The organism is Chryseobacterium bernardetii, assembly GCF_003815975.1.
GTDB lineage: Bacteria > Bacteroidota > Bacteroidia > Flavobacteriales > Weeksellaceae > Chryseobacterium > Chryseobacterium bernardetii.
The window spans coordinates 1,329,046-1,351,403 of sequence record NZ_CP033932.1 but is presented as its reverse complement, the minus strand read 5'-3'; the positions used below and the strand labels follow the sequence as shown (position 1 = coordinate 1,351,403).

18 protein-coding genes are annotated in these 22,358 nt (G+C 37.4%); 11 read left to right on the top strand and 7 right to left on the bottom strand.

What is annotated here, in order from left to right:
* Positions 1 to 18: 18 nt before the first annotated feature.
* Entirely contained in the window at positions 19 to 1,044 is a 1,026-nt protein-coding gene (locus EG339_RS06345) for a rod shape-determining protein (protein ID WP_002982450.1), read from the bottom strand.
* A gap of 362 nt (positions 1,045 to 1,406) precedes the next feature.
* Between EG339_RS06345 and hemA the strand changes: the two genes are divergently transcribed.
* The 4 genes from hemA to hemE are packed head-to-tail and all read left to right on the top strand — an operon-like array spanning position 1,407 to position 5,395.
* A complete protein-coding gene (gene hemA / locus EG339_RS06340) occupies positions 1,407 to 2,681 on the top strand; it encodes a glutamyl-tRNA reductase (protein ID WP_123869375.1) in 1,275 nt (424 codons plus the stop codon).
* Positions 2,668 to 3,576, top strand: coding sequence for a hydroxymethylbilane synthase (gene hemC / locus EG339_RS06335; RefSeq protein ID WP_123869374.1), 909 nt, complete (start codon positions 2,668 to 2,670; stop codon positions 3,574 to 3,576). Before hemA ends, hemC begins: the two co-directional genes overlap by 14 nt.
* Before the next feature lie 57 nt (positions 3,577 to 3,633).
* Positions 3,634 to 4,317 (top strand): uroporphyrinogen-III synthase, encoded by a 684-nt coding sequence (locus EG339_RS06330; protein WP_123869373.1) that lies wholly within the window; start codon positions 3,634 to 3,636, stop codon positions 4,315 to 4,317.
* 46 nt (positions 4,318 to 4,363) lie between these two features.
* The gene (gene hemE, locus EG339_RS06325; RefSeq protein ID WP_123869372.1) at positions 4,364 to 5,395 is read left to right on the top strand and encodes a uroporphyrinogen decarboxylase; all 1,032 of its coding nucleotides are present in this window, start codon (positions 4,364 to 4,366) and stop codon (positions 5,393 to 5,395) included.
* 90 nt (positions 5,396 to 5,485) lie between these two features.
* Here hemE and EG339_RS06320 read toward each other — a convergent pair whose 3' ends face one another.
* From EG339_RS06320 to EG339_RS06300, 5 genes are all read right to left on the bottom strand, one after another.
* Complete coding sequence (locus EG339_RS06320) at positions 5,486 to 6,706, bottom strand: cysteine desulfurase (protein WP_123869371.1); 1,221 nt, start codon at positions 6,704 to 6,706, stop codon at positions 5,486 to 5,488.
* 249 nt (positions 6,707 to 6,955) lie between these two features.
* Positions 6,956 to 7,597, bottom strand: coding sequence for a 50S ribosomal protein L25/general stress protein Ctc (locus tag EG339_RS06315; protein WP_123869370.1), 642 nt, complete (start codon positions 7,595 to 7,597; stop codon positions 6,956 to 6,958).
* 56 nt (positions 7,598 to 7,653) lie between these two features.
* A complete protein-coding gene (locus EG339_RS06310; RefSeq protein ID WP_047098691.1) occupies positions 7,654 to 8,592 on the bottom strand; it encodes a ribose-phosphate pyrophosphokinase in 939 nt (312 codons plus the stop codon).
* 85 nt (positions 8,593 to 8,677) lie between these two features.
* A complete protein-coding gene (locus EG339_RS06305) occupies positions 8,678 to 10,234 on the bottom strand; it encodes an SGNH/GDSL hydrolase family protein (RefSeq protein WP_123869369.1) in 1,557 nt (518 codons plus the stop codon).
* Positions 10,235 to 10,245: 11 nt separating this feature from the next.
* Complete coding sequence (locus EG339_RS06300; RefSeq protein ID WP_123869368.1) at positions 10,246 to 11,487, bottom strand: OmpP1/FadL family transporter; 1,242 nt, start codon at positions 11,485 to 11,487, stop codon at positions 10,246 to 10,248.
* Positions 11,488 to 11,964: 477 nt separating this feature from the next.
* Here EG339_RS06300 and EG339_RS06295 point away from each other — a divergent pair, with 477 nt between their 5' ends.
* The 6 genes from EG339_RS06295 (at position 11,965) to EG339_RS06270 (ending at position 20,213) form a co-directional block, all read left to right on the top strand.
* Positions 11,965 to 13,362 carry a PSP1 domain-containing protein gene (locus EG339_RS06295; RefSeq protein WP_123869367.1) on the top strand — a complete coding sequence of 466 codons (1,398 nt, stop codon included), beginning with the start codon at positions 11,965 to 11,967 and terminating at the stop codon, positions 13,360 to 13,362.
* Positions 13,355 to 13,819 (top strand): gliding motility lipoprotein GldH, encoded by a 465-nt coding sequence (locus tag EG339_RS06290; RefSeq protein ID WP_123869366.1) that lies wholly within the window; start codon positions 13,355 to 13,357, stop codon positions 13,817 to 13,819. Before EG339_RS06295 ends, EG339_RS06290 begins: the two co-directional genes overlap by 8 nt.
* A 6-nt stretch (positions 13,820 to 13,825) precedes the next feature.
* Entirely contained in the window at positions 13,826 to 16,201 is a 2,376-nt protein-coding gene (locus EG339_RS06285; RefSeq protein WP_123869365.1) for a transglycosylase domain-containing protein, read from the top strand.
* A gap of 75 nt (positions 16,202 to 16,276) precedes the next feature.
* On the top strand, positions 16,277 to 17,818 hold the full coding sequence (locus EG339_RS06280; RefSeq protein WP_123869364.1) for a protein adenylyltransferase SelO: 1,542 nt from the start codon (positions 16,277 to 16,279) through the stop codon (positions 17,816 to 17,818).
* Between the two features lie 82 nt (positions 17,819 to 17,900).
* A complete protein-coding gene (locus EG339_RS06275; RefSeq protein WP_123869363.1) occupies positions 17,901 to 18,857 on the top strand; it encodes a T9SS-dependent choice-of-anchor J family protein in 957 nt (318 codons plus the stop codon).
* A gap of 78 nt (positions 18,858 to 18,935) precedes the next feature.
* Positions 18,936 to 20,213: a DUF6080 domain-containing protein gene (locus tag EG339_RS06270; RefSeq protein WP_228459710.1), complete on the top strand. Its 1,278-nt coding sequence runs from the start codon at positions 18,936 to 18,938 to the stop codon at positions 20,211 to 20,213.
* A gap of 46 nt (positions 20,214 to 20,259) precedes the next feature.
* Here EG339_RS06270 and EG339_RS06265 read toward each other — a convergent pair whose 3' ends face one another.
* A complete protein-coding gene (locus EG339_RS06265) occupies positions 20,260 to 20,817 on the bottom strand; it encodes an SPOR domain-containing protein (RefSeq protein WP_123869362.1) in 558 nt (185 codons plus the stop codon).
* 184 nt (positions 20,818 to 21,001) lie between these two features.
* Between EG339_RS06265 and EG339_RS06260 the strand changes: the two genes are divergently transcribed.
* Positions 21,002 to 22,357 carry a c-type cytochrome gene (locus EG339_RS06260; protein ID WP_123869361.1) on the top strand — a complete coding sequence of 452 codons (1,356 nt, stop codon included), beginning with the start codon at positions 21,002 to 21,004 and terminating at the stop codon, positions 22,355 to 22,357.
* Position 22,358: the final 1 nt, after the last annotated feature.

The following is a 22,358-nucleotide window of genomic DNA, read 5'->3' as shown; positions in this document are numbered from 1 at the left end:
AGTCGTAAAAAGTTAAAATTATTTAATTAAGAAATTGAATTTATCCATATTCTTAAGGGCAATACCAGTTCCACGAACTACAGCTCTTAGCGGATCTTCTGCTACAAACACAGGAAGACCTGTCTTTTTATGGATTCTGTCCGCAAGACCTCTTAACAAAGCTCCTCCTCCGGCAAGATAAATACCTGTTTTATAAATATCAGCAGCCAATTCCGGCGGAGTAAGGGAAAGCGTTTCCATTACCGCATCCTCAATTCTGATGATAGACTTATCTAATGCACGTGCAATTTCCTTATAACCAACCATAATTTCTTTAGGCTTACCTGTGATAAGGTCTCTACCCTGTACCGGGATATCCTCAATATCAACATCAAGATCTTCTACTGCAGAACCTACTTCAATTTTAATTCTTTCAGCAGTTCTCTCTCCAATATACAGGTTATGGTGAGTTCTTAAATAATAAGCAATATCGTTAGTAAATACGTCTCCAGCAATTTTCACAGATTTATCACATACAATACCTCCTAAAGCTACAACAGCAATTTCTGTAGTACCTCCACCTATATCGATGATCATATTTCCTTCAGGCTTCTGTACATCAATCCCAACTCCTATAGCAGCAGCCATTGGTTCATAGATCAATCTTACTTCTTTTGCGTTTACTTTCTGAGCAGAGTCTCTTACCGCTCTTTTTTCAACTTCAGTAATACCAGAAGGAATACAGATTACAATTCTTAATGCAGGCTGTATGAATTTACCTTTAATACCGGGAATTTTTTTAATAAATTCCTTAATCATGTGCTCGGAAGCATGGAAATCTGCGATAACTCCATCTTTCAGTGGACGGATAGTCTTAATATCTTCGTGAGTTTTACCTTGCATATGCTTAGCCTGTTCACCCACAGCGATCGGCTTACCCGAAGAACGTTCAATGGCAACAATGGACGGTTGATCTATAACAATTTTATTATTATGGATGATAAGGGTATTGGCCGTTCCCAGGTCTATCGCAATTTCTTGCGTAAACATATCAAATAAACTCATATTTTTCTTCTGATTTTAAGTTTACAAAGATATAAATTTAACACTAGTAAAGAAATTTCATCACAACTTAATTTGGTTAAAATTTTATTAAAATTTATAATTCTTTATTAACTTTCTGTTTAGATAATTACAGAGTTTGATTTCAACTAAAATTAACCGGGTAATTTGGTTGAAAAAACACAAAGAAAAGTAAAAAAACAATGGTTCAATAGAGGAATTTCCAAAATTCCCTTTGCAGCAGAAGCTTTTGGACTTTTTACTTCTCTACATAATTGAGTTAATAATCATAGTTTTTTACGATAATTATCATATACACTATCAGAGAATGATTAATTAAAAAAAACGTAAATTTGCCACTGCTTATGTTACAGTATTCCAACATCCATCAAACATCGAATTTTGCCGTGCTTTCTATAAGCTACGAAAAGGCCGATGTAGAAACGAGAGGAAAGTTTGCATTCTTTGATGAAAACATCAAAAACTTTGTTTCCCGCGTCCATCAGGAAGATCTTGGGGATGCTTTTGTGGTTTCCACATGTAACAGGACCGAGATCTATACCACATCTTCCAATTATCTTTTAGTGGCAGAAGAATATTGCAAAACCATCGGAGTAAATCTTACGGATTTTCTTCAGTTTGCTAATATCCTGACTAAAGAAGAGGCTTTAATACACCTTTTCAGAGTGGCTGCCGGCTTAGAAAGTCAGATTATCGGAGACTTTGAGATTATCGGTCAGATCAAAAAAGCATATAACCGCTTTAAAAAGGAAAGACAGAATTCTAATCCATATCTGGAAAGAGCCATTAATGCAGCCATTCAGATTTCAAAAAGGATCAAGAACGAAACGGGAATTTCCAACGGGGCAGCTTCTGTTTCCTATGCAGCCGTTCATTATATCCTAAACAGCCAGAAAAGAATTACTGAAAAGAATATTCTTCTTCTTGGTGTAGGTGAGATTGGACAAAATACGGTTGAAAACCTGGTAAAGCATGTTTATCAGCCAAAAATTAAAATCGCCAACAGAACTCAGGAGAAAGCTGAGAAAATTTCCCAGAAATATAATATTCCTCACGTTGATTATGCTGATGTTGACAAGGAATTAAAAAACACGGATATTCTTATTGTAGCTACCGGGGCCAAACACCCCATCATCAACCAATCGCATTTCCCGAACGGAAAGGAAACACTGGTGATAGACCTTTCTATTCCTCACAATGTTGAAAAGAATGTTACAGAAAATAAGAATGTAACCTTAATTGATGTTGATGAGCTTTCAAAACAGATTCAGGAAACAATCCAGCAAAGGGAAAAAGAAATTCCTAAAGCAGAGAAGATCATTAAAGAACTGATGAAAGACTTCATTGAATGGGAGAAAAAGAGAAAACTGGCACCCAACATTCATCATTTCAAAGCAGTCTTAAAGAACATGGAACGCAATGAAATGCATAATTTTTACAAGAAAAATAAATATATAGACATTACGGACATGGAACTTTCTGATAAAATGATCCAGAAAATTACCAACCGTTTTGCAAAATATATCATCGATAATCCTTTAAAAGCCGAAGAAATTAGTAAATTAATGCACGAAATATTAGTTGAACAACCAAACAACGAATTCAATGAAAAGCATTAGAATCGGAACAAGAAATTCCGCACTTGCACTTTGGCAGGCTAGAGAGGTTGCGAGGCACCTTCAGAACAACAATTATTTAACGGAAATTGTTCCTATCGTTTCTTCTGGCGATAAGAACCTTAATCAGCCCTTATATTCACTGGGAATTACCGGGGTTTTCACAAGAGACCTTGATGTAGCCTTATTGAATGATGAGATTGATATTGCTGTTCACTCTTTAAAAGATGTCCCTACTCTGTTGCCTCAGAATATTGAGATGGTAGCTTACCTGGAAAGAGATTATCCTCAGGATATTCTGATCAGAAAAGAATCTGCAAAAAACAAAGAACTTCATGAACTGAAGCTTGCCACAAGCAGCCTGAGAAGAAGAGCTTTCTGGTTAAGACACTTCCCGAACACTGAATTTTCAGATATCCGTGGAAATATACAGACCCGTCTTCAAAAACTTGAAGATGGAGACTTTGATGCCACTATCCTATCGTTGGCCGGCATTAAAAGGATGAAAATGGAAATTGATTATGAAATGCTTCCGGTAATGATTTCTGCCCCATCCCAGGGTGTTATTGCCGTTGCAGGACATTCTGACAAGCCGGAGATCAATGAAATCCTGAAGCAGATCAACCACCAACCTACTCAGATCTGTGTAGAAATCGAAAGAAACTTCCTGAGCACTTTAGAGGGAGGATGTACAGCGCCTATCGGAGCTTTTGCAGAAATCATTGAGGATCAGATCCGCTTTACAGCAGCATTGTGCTCGCTGGATGGTAAAAACTGCATTGCTCTTGATGAGAACTTCGAATACAACGCTACAGAAAATTTTGGAGAGAAATTTGCAAAAGTAGTGCTTGAAAATGGCGGGAAAGAATTAATGGCAGAAATCAAAAGCCAGATCTAAGATTATTTAGATTTCAAATTCTTTTGTAACATCTTTTCATATTCTAATCCTACAGACATGAAAATCTTATTTACCAAAAATATAGACCAGGCAACAATATCCAAAGAATTAGGAGAGGATATTTCGGTGGACTGCGTTGAGGTAATTAAGACCAAACCTATTCTGATCAGTCCGTTTGATCTGAAAAACTATTCACTGATCTTTACCAGCGTAAATGGTGTTGCTGCTTTTTTCAAAAACAGATTTAAGCCTAATGAAAATTTCACGGCTAAAAACTACAACAAGATCTACTGCGTGGGTGAAAAAACGAAGAAAGCACTAAGAAAACATGGTTTTGGGACATTTAAAGTATTACGGAATGCTGATGCTCTTTCCCGATTTATAATAGGGAACTGCCAACATGAAAAGTTTCTCCACTTCTGTGGCAATCTTGCCATCAATGTCCTAGACAAGGAGCTTCCGCTTCAAAATATTAAATATAAAAAGATTACGATCTACAATACCGAGGAAATCAATCCTTTAATTCCTGAAAAATATCATGCTGCAGTATTTTTTAGTCCAAGCGGAGTTCGTAGTTTTGCAAAGCAAAATTCCCTGAAAGATATGAAGCTGTTTTCGATTGGAGAAACTACCTCAGGGGAATTGAGAAATTATACTCACGAGAATATTTTTACGTCTGAAGAAAATACGCTGAGCTCTGTTTTCGAGCTGATAAGACAGGAAATCGTGAACCAATTTTAGAATATCTGTTACCGGATTTACACGGTGATATTAGTTTAAATAGATTATGATAAAAAACGACCTATATTTAAAAGCACTTCGCGGAGAAACCGTTGAAAGACCTCCTGTCTGGATGATGAGGCAGGCTGGAAGATATCTGCCGGAATTCATTGCTTTAAGAGACCAGTATGATTTCTTTACAAGATGCCAGACCCCTGAACTTGCTGCTGAAATTACACTACAGCCTATCCGCAGATTTCCTTTAGACGCAGCGATCCTGTTTTCTGATATTTTGGTAGTTCCTCAGGCTATGGGGATTGATTTCAAGATGAAAGAATCTGTTGGGCCTTGGTTGGATACCCCGATCAGAACAATGGAACAGGTTCAGAATATTGAAACTCCGGATGTGAATGATACTTTAGGATACGTTTTTGATGCTATTGAATTAACACTACAGAAATTAGACAATGAAATCCCACTGATCGGTTTTGCCGGTTCTCCGTGGACTATCCTTTGCTACTGTGTGGAAGGAAAAGGAAGTAAAGCTTTTGATATTGCTAAATCTTTCTGCTTCCAACAGCCTGAAGCTGCTCATTTATTACTTCAAAAGATTACTGATACTACAATTGCTTACCTTAAGAGAAAAGTAGAAAAAGGGGTTTCTGCAGTACAGATTTTTGATTCCTGGGGTGGAATGCTTTCACCTAGCGATTATCAGGAATTCTCATGGCAGTATATCAACCAGATCGTTGAAGCATTAAGCCCTCTTACCCATGTGGTCGTATTCGGAAAAGGATGCTGGTTTGCATTGGAAGACATGACCATGTCTAAAGCCTCTGCCCTTGGTGTTGACTGGACTATTAAGCCGGAATTCGCAAGGACATTAACTAACCATACGATGACTCTGCAAGGGAATTTTGATCCTGCAAGGCTGCACTCAACTCCTGAAACAATCAAAAAGATGGTGAATGAAATGATTAACCGTTTCGGAAAAGACAGATATATTGCCAATTTAGGACACGGAATCCTTCCTAATGTTCCTGTCGAAAATGCTGAGGCATTTATCAGAGCAGTTGTTGACTGGAAACCTACTCTTTAAAACAAGAATTAACTTTCACAATGAAAGTTCAGATCATAAAGAAGCCCTGTCATTATTGGCAGGGCTTTATTATATTTATACTATAGATCATTAACTCAGCATTCTCTGGGCTTTTTTAACGCCTTCCACTAAAAGATCAATTTCTTCAAAGGTATTGTAAACAGCAAAGCTGGCTCTTACCGTACCGGCAATGTTAAAGAACTCCATGATAGGCTGCGTACAGTGATGTCCGGTTCTTACAGCAATACCCATTTTATCCAGGATCATTCCTACGTCGGAAGAAATCCCTATTCCTTCCAGATTAAAGGAAACAACTCCTGTTCTCTTCGCTTTTTCACCATATACTTTCAGACCTTCAATTTCTAAAAGATGTCTTTGAGCATATTCCAATAAAGCATTTTCATGGTTCTGAATATTCTCATGCCCTACCCTGTTCATAAAATCAACAGCTGCTCCCAGAGCAATATTACCGCCTACATTGGGCGTTCCGGCTTCATATTTAAATGGCAACCCTGCGTAGGTTGTCCCTTCAAAAGAACATGTTGCAATCATCTCTCCACCTCCATGGAATGGCGGTAAAGCTTCCAATATCTCACGCTTTCCGTATAAAATTCCCGTTCCCATAGGAGCATACATTTTATGTCCCGAGAATACAAAGAAATCGCAATCCAGTTTCTGAACATCAATATTGAAGTGAGGGGCAGACTGTGCTCCATCAATAACAACATAAGCATCCGTATTCTTTCTTGTTCTGGCAATGATTTCCTCAATAGGGTTTACAATTCCCAATGCATTGGAAACCTGATTAACAGAAACTACCTTTGTTTTTTCACTTAAAAAATTATCAAAATAATCTAACTGAAGAACTCCGTTTTCGTCAATAGGAATCACACGAAGTTTTGCCCCGGTTCTTTCACAAAGCAACTGCCATGGAACAATATTGGAGTGATGCTCCAGGTAAGAAATAATAATCTCATCGTCTTTTTGCAATTTTTGCGTTAAAATATAAGAGATAAGGTTCAATCCTTCCGTTGTTCCTTTTGTAAATATAACTTCGAAATCATGTTCTGCATTAATGAACTTCTGGATCTTCCTTCTGGAAAGTTCCATTTCTTCTGTTGCGAGTTGGCTTAATGTATGGATTCCTCTGTGAACATTGGCATTAAGCTCCGTATAATATGCGTGACAGACGTCCAAAACCGAATTTGGCTTTTGAGATGTAGCTGCATTATCCAGATAAACCAACGGTTTACCATTCACTTCTCTGTCCAATATAGAAAACTGGCTTCTTATTTCCTGAATGTCAAACATTTATTTATTTTTTAAATTAAAACGCCCTTATTTAGAACTCTTCAAATTTACGGCTTTTTTTCCGAAAGGAAGCATGAAGATATAGCCTGATACTTGTCAGTTGATAGAAATATTCAATGAGAAATAGTGAGCGAAGCTAATGAAGCAAAAGATAAAAAGTAAAATTACTTATAGCTTATCCTGAAATATTACAAATAAAAAAAACCCGTCAAAAAAAGACGGGTTCTATATTGTTTAAATAAGCAATTCTTATTCTGCTGCAGTTTCTTCTGCTGGAGCTGCTCCTTCTTCAGTTGCAACTTCTTCTTCATCTTCATCATCCATTGCAGCTGCACCTCCTTTCATTGCATTTCTAGACATCTTAACAGCAACTACTACTGCATTGTCCGGGTGCATGAAAGAATATCCTTCAGTTTTGATACCACCGATGTAAAGTTTGTTACCGATTCTTAATGGAGTAACGTCAACAACGATCTCGTCAGGTAGGTTAGCAGGGATAGCTTTTACTTTTAGCTTTCTGAAAGACTGACGTAAAACACCACCAGCAACAACACCTTTAGAACGTCCTGTAATTCTTACTGGAACTTCCATAATAACTGGCTTATCGTCAGATAACTGGTAGAAGTCAACGTGAAGAATTTTGTCTGTAATTGGGTGGAACTGAATATCCTGAAGAACAGCTGGAATTGTTTGTCCGTCAACTTCAATAGATACCGTGTGTGCTTCAGGAGTGTATACTAATCCTTTGAAAGCGTTCTCTTCAGCAGAGAAGTTTAAAGGTGCCTCACCTCCATAAACAACACAAGGAACTAATTCAGCATCACGTAAAGCTTTTGTAGACTTTTTGCCCACGCTTTCTCTTTTTGTACCTTGAATTGTAATAGATTTCATTTATAAAAAATTTAAAAAATTGTTCTTAATTTAATTTGTAAACTATTCAAAATCAATTAAATAACAAACTTGCTACTGATTGATTTGTGCTCATGAACCATTGTCATAACGTCCGCAAATAATGGGGCGCAAGATAGCACTTTTATTTTAGATGACAAATTATTTTTAACAGGAATTGAGTCAGTTACAATAACTTCCAATATTTTTGAGTTCTCAATATTCTCGTAAGCCTTTCCTGAAAGCACTCCGTGAGTAGCCATAGCTCTTACTGTTTTTGCTCCTTTCTCAATCAGGATATCAGCTGCTTTGCAAAGCGTTCCTGCAGTATCAATCATGTCATCAATAAGAATTACGTTCTTACCTGTAACATCTCCAATAAGGAACATCTCTTCTACAACGTTTGCTTTTTTTCTTTCTTTATAAGCAATTACTACTTCTGCTCCTAAGTGACCGGCATAGTTTTTTGCTCTTTTTGCCCCTCCCATATCCGGAGAAGCAATCGTAAGATTATCAAGATTTAAAGATTTGATGTAATCTACGAAAATAGTAGAAGCATAAAGATGATCTACCGGAATTTCGAAGAATCCCTGAATCTGATCTGCATGAAGATCCATTGTCATTACTCTTGTTGCTCCCGCTGCTGTAAGAAGGTTAGCAACTAACTTGGCACCGATCGGCGCTCTTGGTTTGTCTTTTCTGTCCTGTCTGGCAAGCCCGAAGTAAGGAATTACAACGGTAATGCTCTTTGCAGAAGCTCTTTTTGCTGCATCAATCATTAGAAGAAGTTCTAAAAGATTGTCTGCAGGCGGGAATGTAGATCCGATTAGGAAAACTCTTCCACCTCTTACAGATTCGTCCAAAACAGGCTCAAATTCCCCGTCGCTGAACTCCTGAAAGTTGATTTTTCCTAATTCTTTCCCATAACTCTGGGCAATTTTCTCTGCCAAGTCCCTGCTGGTTCTTGTACAAAATAGATAACTTAACTGATCGGCCATTTTTACTTTTTAAAAGATTTTGCAAATTTAAAAAAAAACCACAAGATTTACTCCTGTGGTTTTTAAGTTTTTATTTAATCAATAATTATGGTAGTGTAACTCCCGAGTATTTATTAGGGTCTACAAGAGGTAATGACGAATTATAAGTTGCATTAATTGCGGTAATAAATTCGTTGGCAATAACACCATACCCTCTACCTGTTAAGTGAACCCCATCCAGAGAGAATGCTCCTCCTGAAACAAATTTAGCTGTATATTTTACACCATCCCAAGAAATTCCCGAGTCTGCTGCCAATTGTTTAAGTTTAGCATTTGCATCCACAAAAGCATATCCTTTTGCTGTTGCTGCAGCCTTTATTGTTACGTTGTAAGCATCAATAGCATCATTAATTTCTTTAATTTCAGACGGAATCAGAATATACTTATCCGCAAATGGGTAAGCTATCCCTCTGGCTCCAAGTGATGCCGGAATACCTGCAGGAAGGGTCTCAAGTGTACCAATGGCTGCTTTTGTTGTTAAAGGAACAAGATCTCCTGCCTTGGCCTGTCTTGCTTGTCCATAAGTAGCACCAAGATAAGCAGCAAGCATCACTAAAGTTGGATTTCCGGAACCAGCTGCAGCTGCAGTGATTTGCGGTCCTAAATTGGGAATACTTTCATCTTTAATCAACAATGGATTGGCTGCTGTTTTAGAAAGAGGTTTAATTCTGTCTCCTGCACCTAATGCTGTTAAGATTTGGCTTAATGGCCCATACACATTCTTATTTAAGTCATCGATTGTTGCTTCTCCAACGGCAACGTTTCCTTTTCCTAAAACAGCAGAGGTTAAAGGATTGGTTGGAATTGTTGTTAAAGAAGGAATAGAAGTTACACTTGGAATATTGGCAATAACTCCCTTAGCTTTTGTTGCTTCAATTTTGGAAATCAGCAGATCATAATATGTTTTAAACTGAGCAGGAGGTGTTAAAGTTTCAATAGAACTGTCTGCACCTGCCAAGGCATACAATAAAGCATCATTATTTCCAATCCATAATGAGAAGAATGTAGGATTTTGACTAACAAAATCATCAATTACTGATACATTAGGTGAAGAAGCAAATCTTACAAAATAAGGGTTCGCCGTTTTTGTTGCGATTCCCGCAACATCACCATATTTCGGTGCTAATAAATGAGCGACCTTTGCTCCCGGAACTCCCATATTATTGAAGGGTCCTTTCACAAAATTGGTTACTAAATTAGCGGCCTTATTATTATTAACCGGACCAATATCAGGAGCTCCATCAACAAAACCTTTTATATAAAGCTTTGTATCTTGAATCTGAAGTGTAGCACTGCCTCCCAGAGGAAGAAGTAATCCTCCGTTATTATCTCCCATTAAAGGCTGCTTAAACTCTCCTCCACCTACAAGTTTCATTTGCTGAGCAATCATAGATGGATAAGATTCATTTTGTCCGTCTATATAAAGCGCTCCATCTCTATAGCCCGAAGTAAGTGAATTTCCTAAAGCAACATATTTTGAGAAATCAGCACTTCCTTTTGACACCTGTATATCTTTTACATCCGTATCAAAATCCGTCTTACAGCTTGTTACGGTAAAAAGAAGTGCAGAAACTGCTATTGTTGATATTATAATTTTTTTCATAGTCTTTTAAATTAAAAAGGATTATAAGATAAACCTAGACCAAAATAGAACGCTCTTGCTTTTGCTTGTCCGTAGAATCCAAGGTTAGCATTATTTACGTTTCTATACTGAGGCATTGCATATCCTCCTGCAATGTCAACTCCAAACTGCTTCAGTTTAAATCCTACCCCACCTGTAATTACATATGTATCAAAAGAAGGTGTTTCCGGTATGAAGTTTTCATTAGAATAAGGAGACTCATCATAATATGCACCTAAACGTCCATAGATCATATCAGTGAATGCATACTGAGTTCCTAATCTGAAAGTTTTAGAGTTTTTAAAGTTCTTAGGATTAACAAGTATTGTAGGATCTGATGGATTATTAGTTGCAAGCGGCGCATTATCAAAATCCAGAACGAGCCTGCTGTATCTCTCCCATCCATGATAGTTGAAATCAGCAGAAACCTGCCATTTTGGTGTCACTTTGTATGTTAAACCAATTGTATATTCTTCAACTAATGGAAGTGTTGCCGAGAACCCGTCCTGTCCTGCAGCATTTAATTTTAATAATGAATATGGTGTCTGAGTCGGGAACTTGAATGTAGCCGTTCCGTTTTTAGCCTTCATATCAATTGCTGAGCGGTAAGCAATACTCACATCCAATTTCGGATCAGGTCTGAAATAGAAACCAAATCCATATCCGTGTCCGCTTGCTTTTTCGTCATTAATGTTTACCTGTCCGTTAAATTGGGTTACAGCTTTATCCCAGTCTACTTTTCCTCTTGCATAGATGTAACTCGCCCCAAAAGCTAACCAGGGAGCCAGCTTTACAGAGACCATCGGCTGGAAATAATAACTCTTCAGCTCCATTTTCTGTACCATCTCCTTACCTTCCCAGTTATCCGGCCATTTAATCGTACTTCCGAAAGGTGTTGAAAAACTGAAACCTACAGATAGCTTTTCAATTGGTTTATAAGTAATTGCTGCATAGACCGGAGTTCCCAGAGGGTTATCCGTCTCTGTACTCTGCAAAGTATTTAAGTTTTGAAAAGTAACTTTATTACTTGCACCAAACCCTCCTGCCACTACACTCAGCCTGGAAGGAATAAATGACATACCTGCCGGGTTGAAGAATGCAACACTTGCATCTTCGGCATGAGCACTAGTATGCGCCATTGCCAATTGCTTTACCCCCTGCAGAGAAACCCTGAAGCCTCCTGCGTAAGATAAAACGCCCGCCAATAAAGCAGTTGATACTAATATTTTTTTCATAGACTATTATTATATAACCCAAATATAAAATTATTTTGAATACACCTGTTAATATTTCCTAACATTTTAAACAATATGCAAAAAGAAAACTATGTTTAAAATAGCATTCTAAACATAACAAACCACAAATAAGTAATTAACAATATCTTATAGAAACACAAATAAGGAATGGATGAAATCGTTTAATCTTAAACAAATGTTTAACACAAGTGAATTATCAGCTTTCAAAACAACGAGAGAAGTAAAAATTTGAAAAAATGTTAAAGTGGCCAACAGTAAATCCTTCGGGAAACCCAGCATTTTGAAATCATCAAAACCGGTTTAATAAACCTTTTGAACACGCCTTCTTCAGAACATGCTCTTCATATCTTTACTAAAATATAAAAATGTTTTACCCGGAATTCAGGTTATTTAAGTATTTTAGAATTGCATAAAGATAAAAATACATAAATTTGCAAGATTATAAATAATAGTAATATGAGTTGTGGATGCAAAACATCCGGCGATTCTGCACATTCTTGTGGTCCTAAAAAAACCGCAAATGGCTGTGAAAATGTAAATACCTGCGGGAATAGTTATAAATTAAGTGTTTTTGACTGGCTTTCTAACATCAACAATCCGGCACCAAACAGGTGTGATTTTGTAGAAGTTAGATTTAAAAATGACAGAAAATCGTTTTATAAGAATGTAAATAATATTCCTTTACATATAGGTAGCGTAATTACAGTAGAATCTAGTCCGGGACACGATGTAGGCGTAGTAAGCCTTACGGGAGAATTAGTAAAGATTCAGATGAAAAAGAAAAAATTTTCTGAAGAATCAGCACTTAAAATATACAGACAGGCCAACCAAAAGGATCTTGAGGTATGGCAGGAAGCAAGAAAAAAAGAGGACGCTGTAAAGCTCGAAGCAAGAAAAATTGCCCAGAGATTAGGTCTTGAAATGAAGGTAACTGATGTTGAATATCAGGGAGATTCTTCAAAAATAACGTTCTATTATACAGCTGATAACCGAATAGATTTCAGACAGCTGATTAAAGATTATGCCGGAGCTTTCAGAACCAAGATCGATATGAAACAAATCGGGTTCAGACAGGAAGCGGCTAAAGTAGGCGGAATTGGTTCCTGCGGACGTGAGCTTTGCTGTTCTACATGGCTTACAGACTTCAGATCTGTAAATACCAACGTGGCAAGATACCAACAGTTAAGCATTAACCCCCAGAAACTTGCAGGACAATGCGGTAAGCTTAAATGCTGCCTTAATTATGAGCTTGACAGCTACCTGGATGCATTAAGCAACTTCCCATCTTCTTCCACCACGCTGGAAACAGAAAAAGGAAAAGCCTTCTGTATTAAAATAGATGTCTTCAAAAAGAAAATGTGGTTTGCTTATGTAGAAAACTCCATTGCTTGGTATGATTTCGACATTGATCTTGTTAAAAAACTGATTTCAAAAAACAAAAGAGGAGAAAAAATACTTCCTCTGGAAGAATTGAAGCAGCCTGAAACATCCTCTCAAAGCATTGACCTGATCCAGGAAAACAATGTGGATCGCTTCGAGAAGAAAAACAGGAACAACAGAAACAGGAACAACCAGAATAAGCAGAATAATAATCAAAATCAGGGGCAAGGACAAGGGCAAAAGAAAAACAGAACTGAAAGACAGGAAAAACCTAACAGATCTGAAAAACCAGAAAACCCTAATGCCAATTCCGGAAACCAGCCAAGACAGCCAAAACCGCAACAGCAACAAAAAGCACCTGTGGAAAAGGTAAGAGCTGAAAGTAATCCTGATACAGATAAAGCTCAGCAAGGCAATCCGAACAAGAAAAAATTTAAAAAGAAATATCCTCCAAAAAAAGATAAAAATGCGTAACATTTTAGGATTATTCACCTTTATCCTTTTCTTTAGCTGTACCTCTTCTTCAGGAGAAGATGTTATCATGAATTCCGTTGACAATAAGTGGAATAAGAAAAGTGAACAAAAATTTAATCTTGAAATTTCAGATCCGCAGAATCCTAAAAATATTATATTTGTCGTAAGAAATAACAATAATTACCCTTACAGCAATATAAGGTTTATTGTAAATTTCACCAACCTTCAAAACAAAAAAAAGGAGACTGATACCCTGAACTATATTTTAGCAAAGCCAAACGGAGAATGGCTTGGTACGGGCTTTGGTGACACAAAAGAAACGTTGTTTCAGTATAAAATAAATTACAGATTTCCAGCGAAGGGAAAATATGAAATCGGCCTGATTCAGGCGATGAGAAATGACAACCTTCCCGGAATTGAGGATGTTGGGATAAAAATAGAAACGGCTAAACCGTAATCATAAATGGAAGTAAACAATAAAAATGCAGGAAATAAGGGGAAAACATTTCCTCTGCCTCCCAAAAAAAAGGACACCTCTTGGAAAAAATGGGTCTCATTTATTTGGATTGGACTCATTGCGGTGGTTTTAGGGATTTCAGGACTTTTCTTTGCAGTTTCCCAGGGATTCCTTGGTGAAATGCCTGATGTAAAGGAACTTGAAAACCCGGATATCTTCGTAGCTTCTGAAATCATATCTTCAGATGGGGTAACACTTGGGAAATTTGAGAAAGAAAAAACTCAGCCTATTGTGTATAAGGACCTTCCTCCTTACCTTATCTACGCCCTTCAGGCAAAAGAAGATGAACGTTTTAAAGAACATTCAGGAATAGATTTGTACTCTATCGCCAGAGCCGTGGCTTACGGTGGTGGGCGTGGTGGAGGTTCTACCATTACCCAGCAGTTAGCAAAACTTCTTTTCACAGGAACAGCTTCTCAAAATAAAATAGAAAGAGCATTCCAGAAACTGAAAGAATGGGTAGTAGCTGTAAGTCTTGAAAAAAGATATACCAAAGAGGAGATTATCACTCTTTATTTCAATAAGTTCGACTTCTTATTCAACGCTAACGGCATTGAAATGGCGTCCAGAGTTTATTTTAACAAAAAGACCTCTGAACTTACGCTTCCGGAAGCTGCAACTTTTGTAGCCATGCTGGAAAACCCTAGAAAAAACAATCCTTACAGATATCCTGAAAAAGCGAAGGAGAGAAGAAATGTGGTACTGGATCAGATGCAGAAAACAGGATATATTGATGCTGCTACATACGAAAAGGCAATCAACACTCCTGTAGAAGTAGATTTCCATCCAATAAAAAGCATCACTGACGGATATTCTGCTTATTACAAATTCTACCTGAGAAAAGAGATTGATAAATATCTTGAATCTCACGAAAAGGAAACCGGAAAAAAACTTAATCTATATAAAGACGGTTTAAAAATTTATGTTACCCTTGATTCTAAAATGCAGAAATATGCAGAGGAAGCAATTAAGGAACACTTAACTGATCTTCAGAAAAGATTTGATGCTGAGCAAAGAGGCAGAAAGAACAGACCTTTCTACTACCTTACAGACAAGCAGATTAATGATGTAATGGTTCAGGCTATGAAAAGAACCGGCCGATACAAACTGTTAAAAGCTGACGGTATGCCTGATGACTCTATCATGATGGAGTTTAAAAAACCGATCAAAACATCAAGATTTACGTGGGCAGGGGAAGAAGAGGTTGAAATGTCTCCTTGGGACTCTATCAGATATCACAAACAGATTGCACAGGCAGGCTTAATGTCTATGGTTCCGGGAACCGGAGAGATCAAGGCCTGGGTAGGGGGTATCGATTGGCAGCACTTCCAGTATGACCATATTAAGCAAGGTAAGAGACAGGTAGGATCTACCTTCAAGCCTTTCGTATATGCAACTGCTATTATGAAACTAGGCATGACACCTTGTTCAACGGTTTCTAACGGGACTTACGACCATAACGGATGGCATGTACCGGGAAGAGGAGGAATGCTTACTTTAAAAGATGGTTTAGCACATTCTCAAAACCCGATTGCCGCAAGACTTATAGAAATGACAGGTGTAGACGCTGTTATCCAGACTGCAAGAGACCTGGGGGTAACAGAAGATATTCCTAGAAACAACACCATTGCTCTTGGTTCATCAGATATTACCATCTATGAAATGTTAGGTGCCTACAGTACTTTCGCCAACTATGGAAACTACAATAAACCGGAAATGATCTGGAGAATTGAAGATGCTAACGGTAGAGTTATTAAAGAAGTAAACGTAGAGCCTAAAGAAGTAATGAACCCAATGTATGCTTACACTATGATCGAGCTGATGAAAGGTGTTGCACAATATGGTACAGCTTCAGGAGAACTGGGAAGAAGAGGAATATCAAAAGGTGTTGAGATTGCTGCAAAAACAGGTACTACACAGAACAACTCCGATGGTTGGTTTATGGGAATCACTCCTAAACTGGCAACAGGAGCCTGGGTAGGATGGGAAGACAGGGCAACCCACTTCTTCGGAACCGGTGAAGGTCAGGGGGCGAGAATGGCGTTACCGATATGGGCGATCTTCATGAAGAAAGTATGGGCAGACAAAACATTAGGAATTACTCCGGATGATAAGTTTACCAAGCCTTCAGACTGGAAAGACGGCTGTTCAAACCTTAAAGGACTAGGCGGTGGATATGGAGACGACGGAAGCCTTCAGACCATTGATGAGATCAAAAATCCAAGGCCGGCAGATCCCACTCCTAAAAAATCTACAGAAAAGAAAGAAGAGAATATCAATGAAAACCTTCATTCAAACGATGAGGTAGATTTTAATAAATAAATTCTCTTTTAGAAATACATAAGACCTTTCAATAATTCGGAAGGTCTTTTCTTTTATAATTAATACCTTTGATGTATGAATATTGAACGCATCAGCCAACCTTTTATCAAGAAATTTCCTGGAGATTTTTCCAACAACCCTATGCAGAGAAATACTCCAAAGGTTTTATTTTCAACCATTAAACCTGCGGGATTTGATAAGCCTCAGTTAATCGCTTTTAATGAGCCATTATCCGAAGAAATAGGATTAGGCAGGTTCGAAGAAAAAGATCTCGATTTCCTGGTTGGAAATAACCTTCCTGACAATGTTCAGACCTATGCCACAGCTTATGCAGGACATCAGTTTGGAAATTGGGCAGGCCAACTTGGAGACGGAAGGGCCATCATTGCAGGTGAAATAACCAATACTTCAGGCAAAAGGACAGAAATACAATGGAAAGGAGCCGGAGCAACACCCTATTCCCGGCATGCTGACGGGAGAGCCGTTCTGAGATCTTCCGTAAGGGAATACCTGATGAGTGAAGCAATGTACCATTTGGGAGTTCCTACCACCAGAGCTTTAAGCCTTGCGTTTACCGGAGAAAATGTTGTTCGTGATATCATGTATAATGGAAATCCACAACTGGAAAAAGGAGCAGTGGTTATAAGAACTGCTGAAAGCTTTCTCCGTTTTGGCCATTTTGAACTGATGTCTGCCCAACAGGAATACAAGACACTGCAGGACCTATTGGATTTTACTATTGAAAATTATTATCCGGAAATCCAATCATCAGGCACTCAAAAATATAAAGATTTCTTTGAGAATATATGCACCCGCACAGCAGACCTCATGGCTGAATGGTTCAGGGTTGGATTTGTACATGGCGTAATGAATACTGATAACATGTCAATTTTAGGTCTCACTATTGATTATGGTCCCTATTCTATGATGGACGAATATGATTTAAACTTTACACCCAATACTACTGATCTTCCCGGCAGAAGATATGCGTTTGGGAAGCAGGGACAAATTTCTCAATGGAACCTGTGGCAACTGGCTAACGCACTTCATCCTATCATCAAAGATGAAAGGTTTTTAGAAGATACATTAAACAGATATGGCAGCTATTTCTGGGAAGCTCATGACAAAATGCTCTGCAGAAAATTTGGTTTTGACGAGCTGAGAAAAGATGATGATGAATTTTTCACCAACTGGCAGGGATTAATGCAGGAACTGGAGTTAGATCATACTTTATTTTTTAATCTGCTGGAAAAATTAACCGCAGAAATAGATTTAAAAGAACATTTCAGCAAGATCTCCTATACTTTTTTGAATGAAGAAAAACTGGGTAAGCTTAAAAAATTTATTGAAAAATATAAATCCAGGGTAAGCTCAAATACCATTTCGGGAGAAGAATCTCTACAAATGATGGCAGAATCAAATCCAAAATTCATTCTAAGAAACTATCTGCTCTATGAATGCATTGAGGAAATAAACAATGGCCAAAAAGAAATGCTGGAGAAATTAACTAAAGCATTGGAAAACCCATACGAAGAAATATATCCTGAGTTTTCAGCTAAAAGACCATCTGGCTATGACAATATCGCAGGATGTTCTACACTTTCGTGCAGTTCTTGAAAAATATACCACAAAAGCTCTTAAAAAATGAATTATTTATATCATATTAAATATTTTCACTAATTTTAGAAAATTTTTTAATATGAAAAAAACTATACTTTCATTAAGCTTATTATTAGGAATAGCAGTGAACTCCCAAATAGTTCTGCTTCAAGAAGGATTCGAATCCTATACTGATTTTTCTATTAATAACTTTGGCAGCTGGTCTACATTAGATCTGGACGGTTTAAATACTTATACAGGCGGAGGCCCCGTAATTGGAGGCACAGCATCACCTACCTGGTCTCCAGCCTGGGCAAATGCCGGACAACCTATGGCTTTTCAGATTTTTAATCTTTCCACCAGTAATGCAACCAACAATCTGACATCAACTGCTGCTGATGAAGAAATAAGAAACTTCAGTCCACATTCAGGGCAAAAATGTGCCGTCTCATGGGCTGGTGTACCCGCCGGAGGTATTTCTGCCAATAATGACTGGCTGATAACTCCAGCAGTGACTTTAGGAGCCAGCTCAAATGTATTGACATTCTGGGTAAAAGCATTATCTCCTGCTTTTGTAGAAAACTATAAAGTGGGAGTTTATACCGGAACCGGAAATCCAACAGCAGCCTCTAACTTCACCATCATTTCCTCACCAGCAACATCAACAGCTCCCTATGCTGCCTGGCAGCAAGTAACCATTAATCTGGATGCGTATGCCGGACAAACGGTAAAAATAGGATTTCAATACATGTCTTCAGACAAATACATGTTCATGCTTGATGATGTAAATATTACTACTTCAGGAACACTTGGTACTAATGAAGTTTCAAAAGCAAAAACAAACACTGTAATCTACCCTAACCCTACAAAAGGAGAGATCACTATTAAAACTGATAATAAAATAAAATCAGTTTCAGTTATTGACCTGTCCGGTAAAATGCTTAATAAAACGGAATCCGCAACCACAGATATCTCATCCCTGCCAAAAGGAGCCTACCTGATGAAAGTAGAATTTGCAGATGGGACTTCCGCTACAGAAAAAATTATCAAACAATAATCACCACGTGTATACAATCTTCATAAAGCCACCAATTATGGTGGTTTTTTATTTTACTTTTGCAAAAAAATAAGACGCGTGTCATTTATCAAAACAAAATTTATCAACTTTTTCAGGCTGGTTTTCCCGTCCACTTATACCGAACTGGCTGTTTTTCTCTTTTTCATTATTTGTTACGGAATCCTCGGTTCTTATATTGCCGTTCATTACAGAATCATTTTTGACAGCCGAATCCCATGGGATGCCTATTTCAGTTTTGATAACAAATCTATCCTGATGACTGGCGGCAGCTTTGAAAGACATCCTCTATCCTATTATTTTTTCACCTGGATCAGAGAATTCTGCCTATTTATTTCCGGCGGAAAGATGAATATGACTTTCAGACTGTCTCTCGCCTGGCTTAGCAACTTCATCATCACCTTAAATGTTATTCAGGTTTTTAAATACCTTAAGAACATCATCAGGCTTCCGTTACCTTACAGCCTCCTGATTATAGTATTTTTCGGAATCTTTTCTACCAACATTGTTCTTTCATTTACTCCGGAAAATTTCACTTACACCCTGTTTTTACTTTCATTGTATAATTATTATGCCGCAATAAAGCTCAGAAAAGAAGAAAAAATTCCTGCAACAGCACTATCAGTGGCAGGCATTACCATTGGAGGGCTTACCATTACTAATATTGTAAAGGTTTTTATTCCGGTATTCTTTGAAAAAGGACTTTTTAAAAGCTGGAAAAAAATAGGCTGGGCTATTTTAAGAGGAATGATAGCGGTCATTGTATATATATTCCTTTACCTCTATAGGATTGATTTTAAATACCAGAATATTTTTTCGAAAACAAACCAACAGTACGAAAAGTTCTCCAATGTGGAGTCTATGCCGACCTGGGATATGATACTTTCTTTCTTTTTTGGTGGCAATATCCTGTTCCCTGGTTTCATTCTATCTGACAAACACAACATGAAAGGATTTAACTTTAAAGGTCTTTATATGGATCTTTATACATCCATATTTTCATATATTCTTATAGCTGTAATATTGATACTGATAAGTTGGAGTTATATAAAGAATTTCAAAAACAAATGGGTTCAGGTTATTACAATTTCTTTCCTGTTTGACATCTTCATCCATTGTATTATGAGATTCGGGCTCCACACTTCATACATTTACGGCGGACACTTTATTTTTGTATACCCATTGCTTATCGGATGGTTGTTTTACGCATACAGATCATCACCAAAAATGATGGCTTTTTTAACACTTATTACCGGTTTATTATTGGTTTATTTACTCTCAAATAATCTATTCAGAATGTCAGAATTCTTTTGGTTTCTAGAAACCTATTATCAATAAAAAAAGCCGGAATATTTCCGGCTTTTATATTTTGAAATCTTCAATATTATTTTGCTTCTGAACAGAAAATTCTATACTGAACAGCTACTGCAGACTTGAAGTACTCTCTTATTTTAGAAAGATCACCTGAAGCACTTTGTTTAGTAAAATAACTTCCTGCTAAAATCTTATAATTGGGTCTCAAAGAAGCATCTGTTTCTACTTTCAGGTTAGGAAATCTTTTTCTGAAATAAGATTTCACTTCATTAGCTTCTTCATTACTTTTCACTGTTGTAATCTGAATTTTATACCCCAAAATTCTAGGATTTTTTCTACAGATTTCTGCATTCGTCAATTCCCTATTCGGAACATAAATTTTATTAGGTTTTGTACTCGTTCCGGCAGAAATACCAGAGTCATTATTACTGTAATCTTTGGCCGGATTATTAGTAATAACCCTTGAACATTTATCCTCAACACCTTCCAAAGCTGCATTTATTTTGGAATCCATAGTGATGACAAGCTCTGTTCCTGAAAGCGTATCTTTTTTAACAACCTGCTGGGCTTCAATACTATAAAAACTAAATAATGATAATATCGAAAATATTTTAATCAAATTTCTCATTTAAACTTGTTTCCGCAAATTTATACAAATTAAAAAACTATACCAAACAGGTTATTTAGAATCAATACAAATTAAACGTAAATGATATTTTCCCTTTTCGATATGCCGTTAAATTTCTGTTAAAAATATTATTTTTGCGGAATTGATTGAATGTTCAATAATTTACTAACATAAGATAATTTAAATGATTAGTTGGAGAAAGCATTATAAAAAAACGTTGATCGCAATAGGCTTATTGCTATCAACCAGTGCTTCATTTTACGGGCAAGACGGCGATCCTAAAAACGGAGAGAAACTTTTCAAAGCGAATTGTACTGCATGTCACGCGCTGGACAAACAAGTTGTAGGACCACCATTAAAAGGGGTTGTAGAACGTGTAAAGACAGAAGGTGGTGTAGACAAAGATTGGCTTCACAAGTGGATCAAAGACAACAAAGCTCTTAGAGCTTCTGGGGATAAATACGCTAATGAGATTTTTGAAAAGTTTAACAAGACTGAAATGCAGGTCTTTCCAAATCTTACAGATAAGGATATTGACGACATTTTAGCTTTCACAACTAACCCTCCTGCTCCGGAGGAGAAAAAGCCGGAAGCAACTCCTGCAGCTGATGCAGCTACGGCAGCTCCTGCAGACAAAAGCACAACAAACATCGTTATTATTTCACTTTTAGCCATTGCAGGTCTATTAGTTTGGATTTTGGTTAAACTGAGACAATTGGTAAAACTAGGTCAATCTGAAGAATTATCAGGGCTTAACGAAACCAGAGTTCGTTCTTTCAGTGAAATGTACGAGAAGTTCCACTACATTGGTAAAGGGTTACTGGCTATTCTTGCTATCCTTGCCGCTTACGGAGTTTGGAACTGGTTAATGTGGATCGGTGTTTACAAAGGATACAAGCCTGAACAACCAATCTACTTCTCACACAAAATCCACGCTGGAGAACAGAAAATTGACTGTCAGTTATGTCACTCTAGTGCTAAATACGGAAAAGTATCTGAAATCCCTTCTATGAACGTTTGTATGAACTGTCACAGAACAATTTCTGAATACAATGGTAAATACCTTGAGCCAGGAAAAGATAAGGCATTCTATGACGGAGAAATCCAGAAGATCTATGCAGCAACAGGTTGGGATCCTGCAAAACAACAGTACACAGGAAAAACACAGCCGGTTGAATGGACAAGAATCCACAATATGCCAGACTTCGTTTACTTCAACCACTCTCAGCACGTTATTGCAGGTGAACAAGCGATCATCAATTCTTTCAACAAAAAGAACCCTAACAACAAAATTGATGTTGTATGTAAAGCTTGTCACGGAAAAATTGATACAATGAATGTTGTTCAGATGGCTAACGACTTTACTATGGGATGGTGTATCGAGTGCCACAGAACTACTGAGGTTGATATGAACAACGGTTATAATAAAGAGTACTTCAAGAATCTACACGACAAGTTGAAAAAACAATATCCACAAGATGGAGGTAAAATCACTGTAGATGCAATTGGAGGTCTTGAGTGTGGTAAATGTCATTATTAAT

Excerpts from the sequence above, each read along its gene's own strand:
- EG339_RS06275 (WP_123869363.1), top strand. The coding sequence starts at position 17,901 with ATGAAAAAAACTATACTTTCATTAAGCTTATTATTAGGAATAGCAGTG.
- EG339_RS06260 (WP_123869361.1), top strand. The coding sequence starts at position 21,002 with ATGATTAGTTGGAGAAAGCATTATAAAAAAACGTTGATCGCAATAGGC.
- EG339_RS06290 (WP_123869366.1), top strand. The coding sequence starts at position 13,355 with ATGCGTAACATTTTAGGATTATTCACCTTTATCCTTTTCTTTAGCTGT.
- EG339_RS06295 (WP_123869367.1), top strand. The coding sequence starts at position 11,965 with ATGAGTTGTGGATGCAAAACATCCGGCGATTCTGCACATTCTTGTGGT.
- EG339_RS06310 (WP_047098691.1), bottom strand. The coding sequence starts at position 8,592 with ATGGCCGATCAGTTAAGTTATCTATTTTGTACAAGAACCAGCAGGGAC.
- EG339_RS06320 (WP_123869371.1), bottom strand. The coding sequence starts at position 6,706 with ATGTTTGACATTCAGGAAATAAGAAGCCAGTTTTCTATATTGGACAGA.
- EG339_RS06265 (WP_123869362.1), bottom strand. The coding sequence starts at position 20,817 with ATGAGAAATTTGATTAAAATATTTTCGATATTATCATTATTTAGTTTT.
- hemE (WP_123869372.1), top strand. The coding sequence starts at position 4,364 with ATGATAAAAAACGACCTATATTTAAAAGCACTTCGCGGAGAAACCGTT.
- EG339_RS06330 (WP_123869373.1), top strand. The coding sequence starts at position 3,634 with ATGAAAATCTTATTTACCAAAAATATAGACCAGGCAACAATATCCAAA.
- hemA (WP_123869375.1), top strand. The coding sequence starts at position 1,407 with ATGTTACAGTATTCCAACATCCATCAAACATCGAATTTTGCCGTGCTT.
- EG339_RS06305 (WP_123869369.1), bottom strand. The coding sequence starts at position 10,234 with ATGAAAAAAATTATAATATCAACAATAGCAGTTTCTGCACTTCTTTTT.
- EG339_RS06300 (WP_123869368.1), bottom strand. The coding sequence starts at position 11,487 with ATGAAAAAAATATTAGTATCAACTGCTTTATTGGCGGGCGTTTTATCT.
- EG339_RS06280 (WP_123869364.1), top strand. The coding sequence starts at position 16,277 with ATGAATATTGAACGCATCAGCCAACCTTTTATCAAGAAATTTCCTGGA.
- EG339_RS06285 (WP_123869365.1), top strand. The coding sequence starts at position 13,826 with ATGGAAGTAAACAATAAAAATGCAGGAAATAAGGGGAAAACATTTCCT.
- EG339_RS06315 (WP_123869370.1), bottom strand. The coding sequence starts at position 7,597 with ATGAAATCTATTACAATTCAAGGTACAAAAAGAGAAAGCGTGGGCAAA.
- EG339_RS06345 (WP_002982450.1), bottom strand. The coding sequence starts at position 1,044 with ATGAGTTTATTTGATATGTTTACGCAAGAAATTGCGATAGACCTGGGA.
- hemC (WP_123869374.1), top strand. The coding sequence starts at position 2,668 with ATGAAAAGCATTAGAATCGGAACAAGAAATTCCGCACTTGCACTTTGG.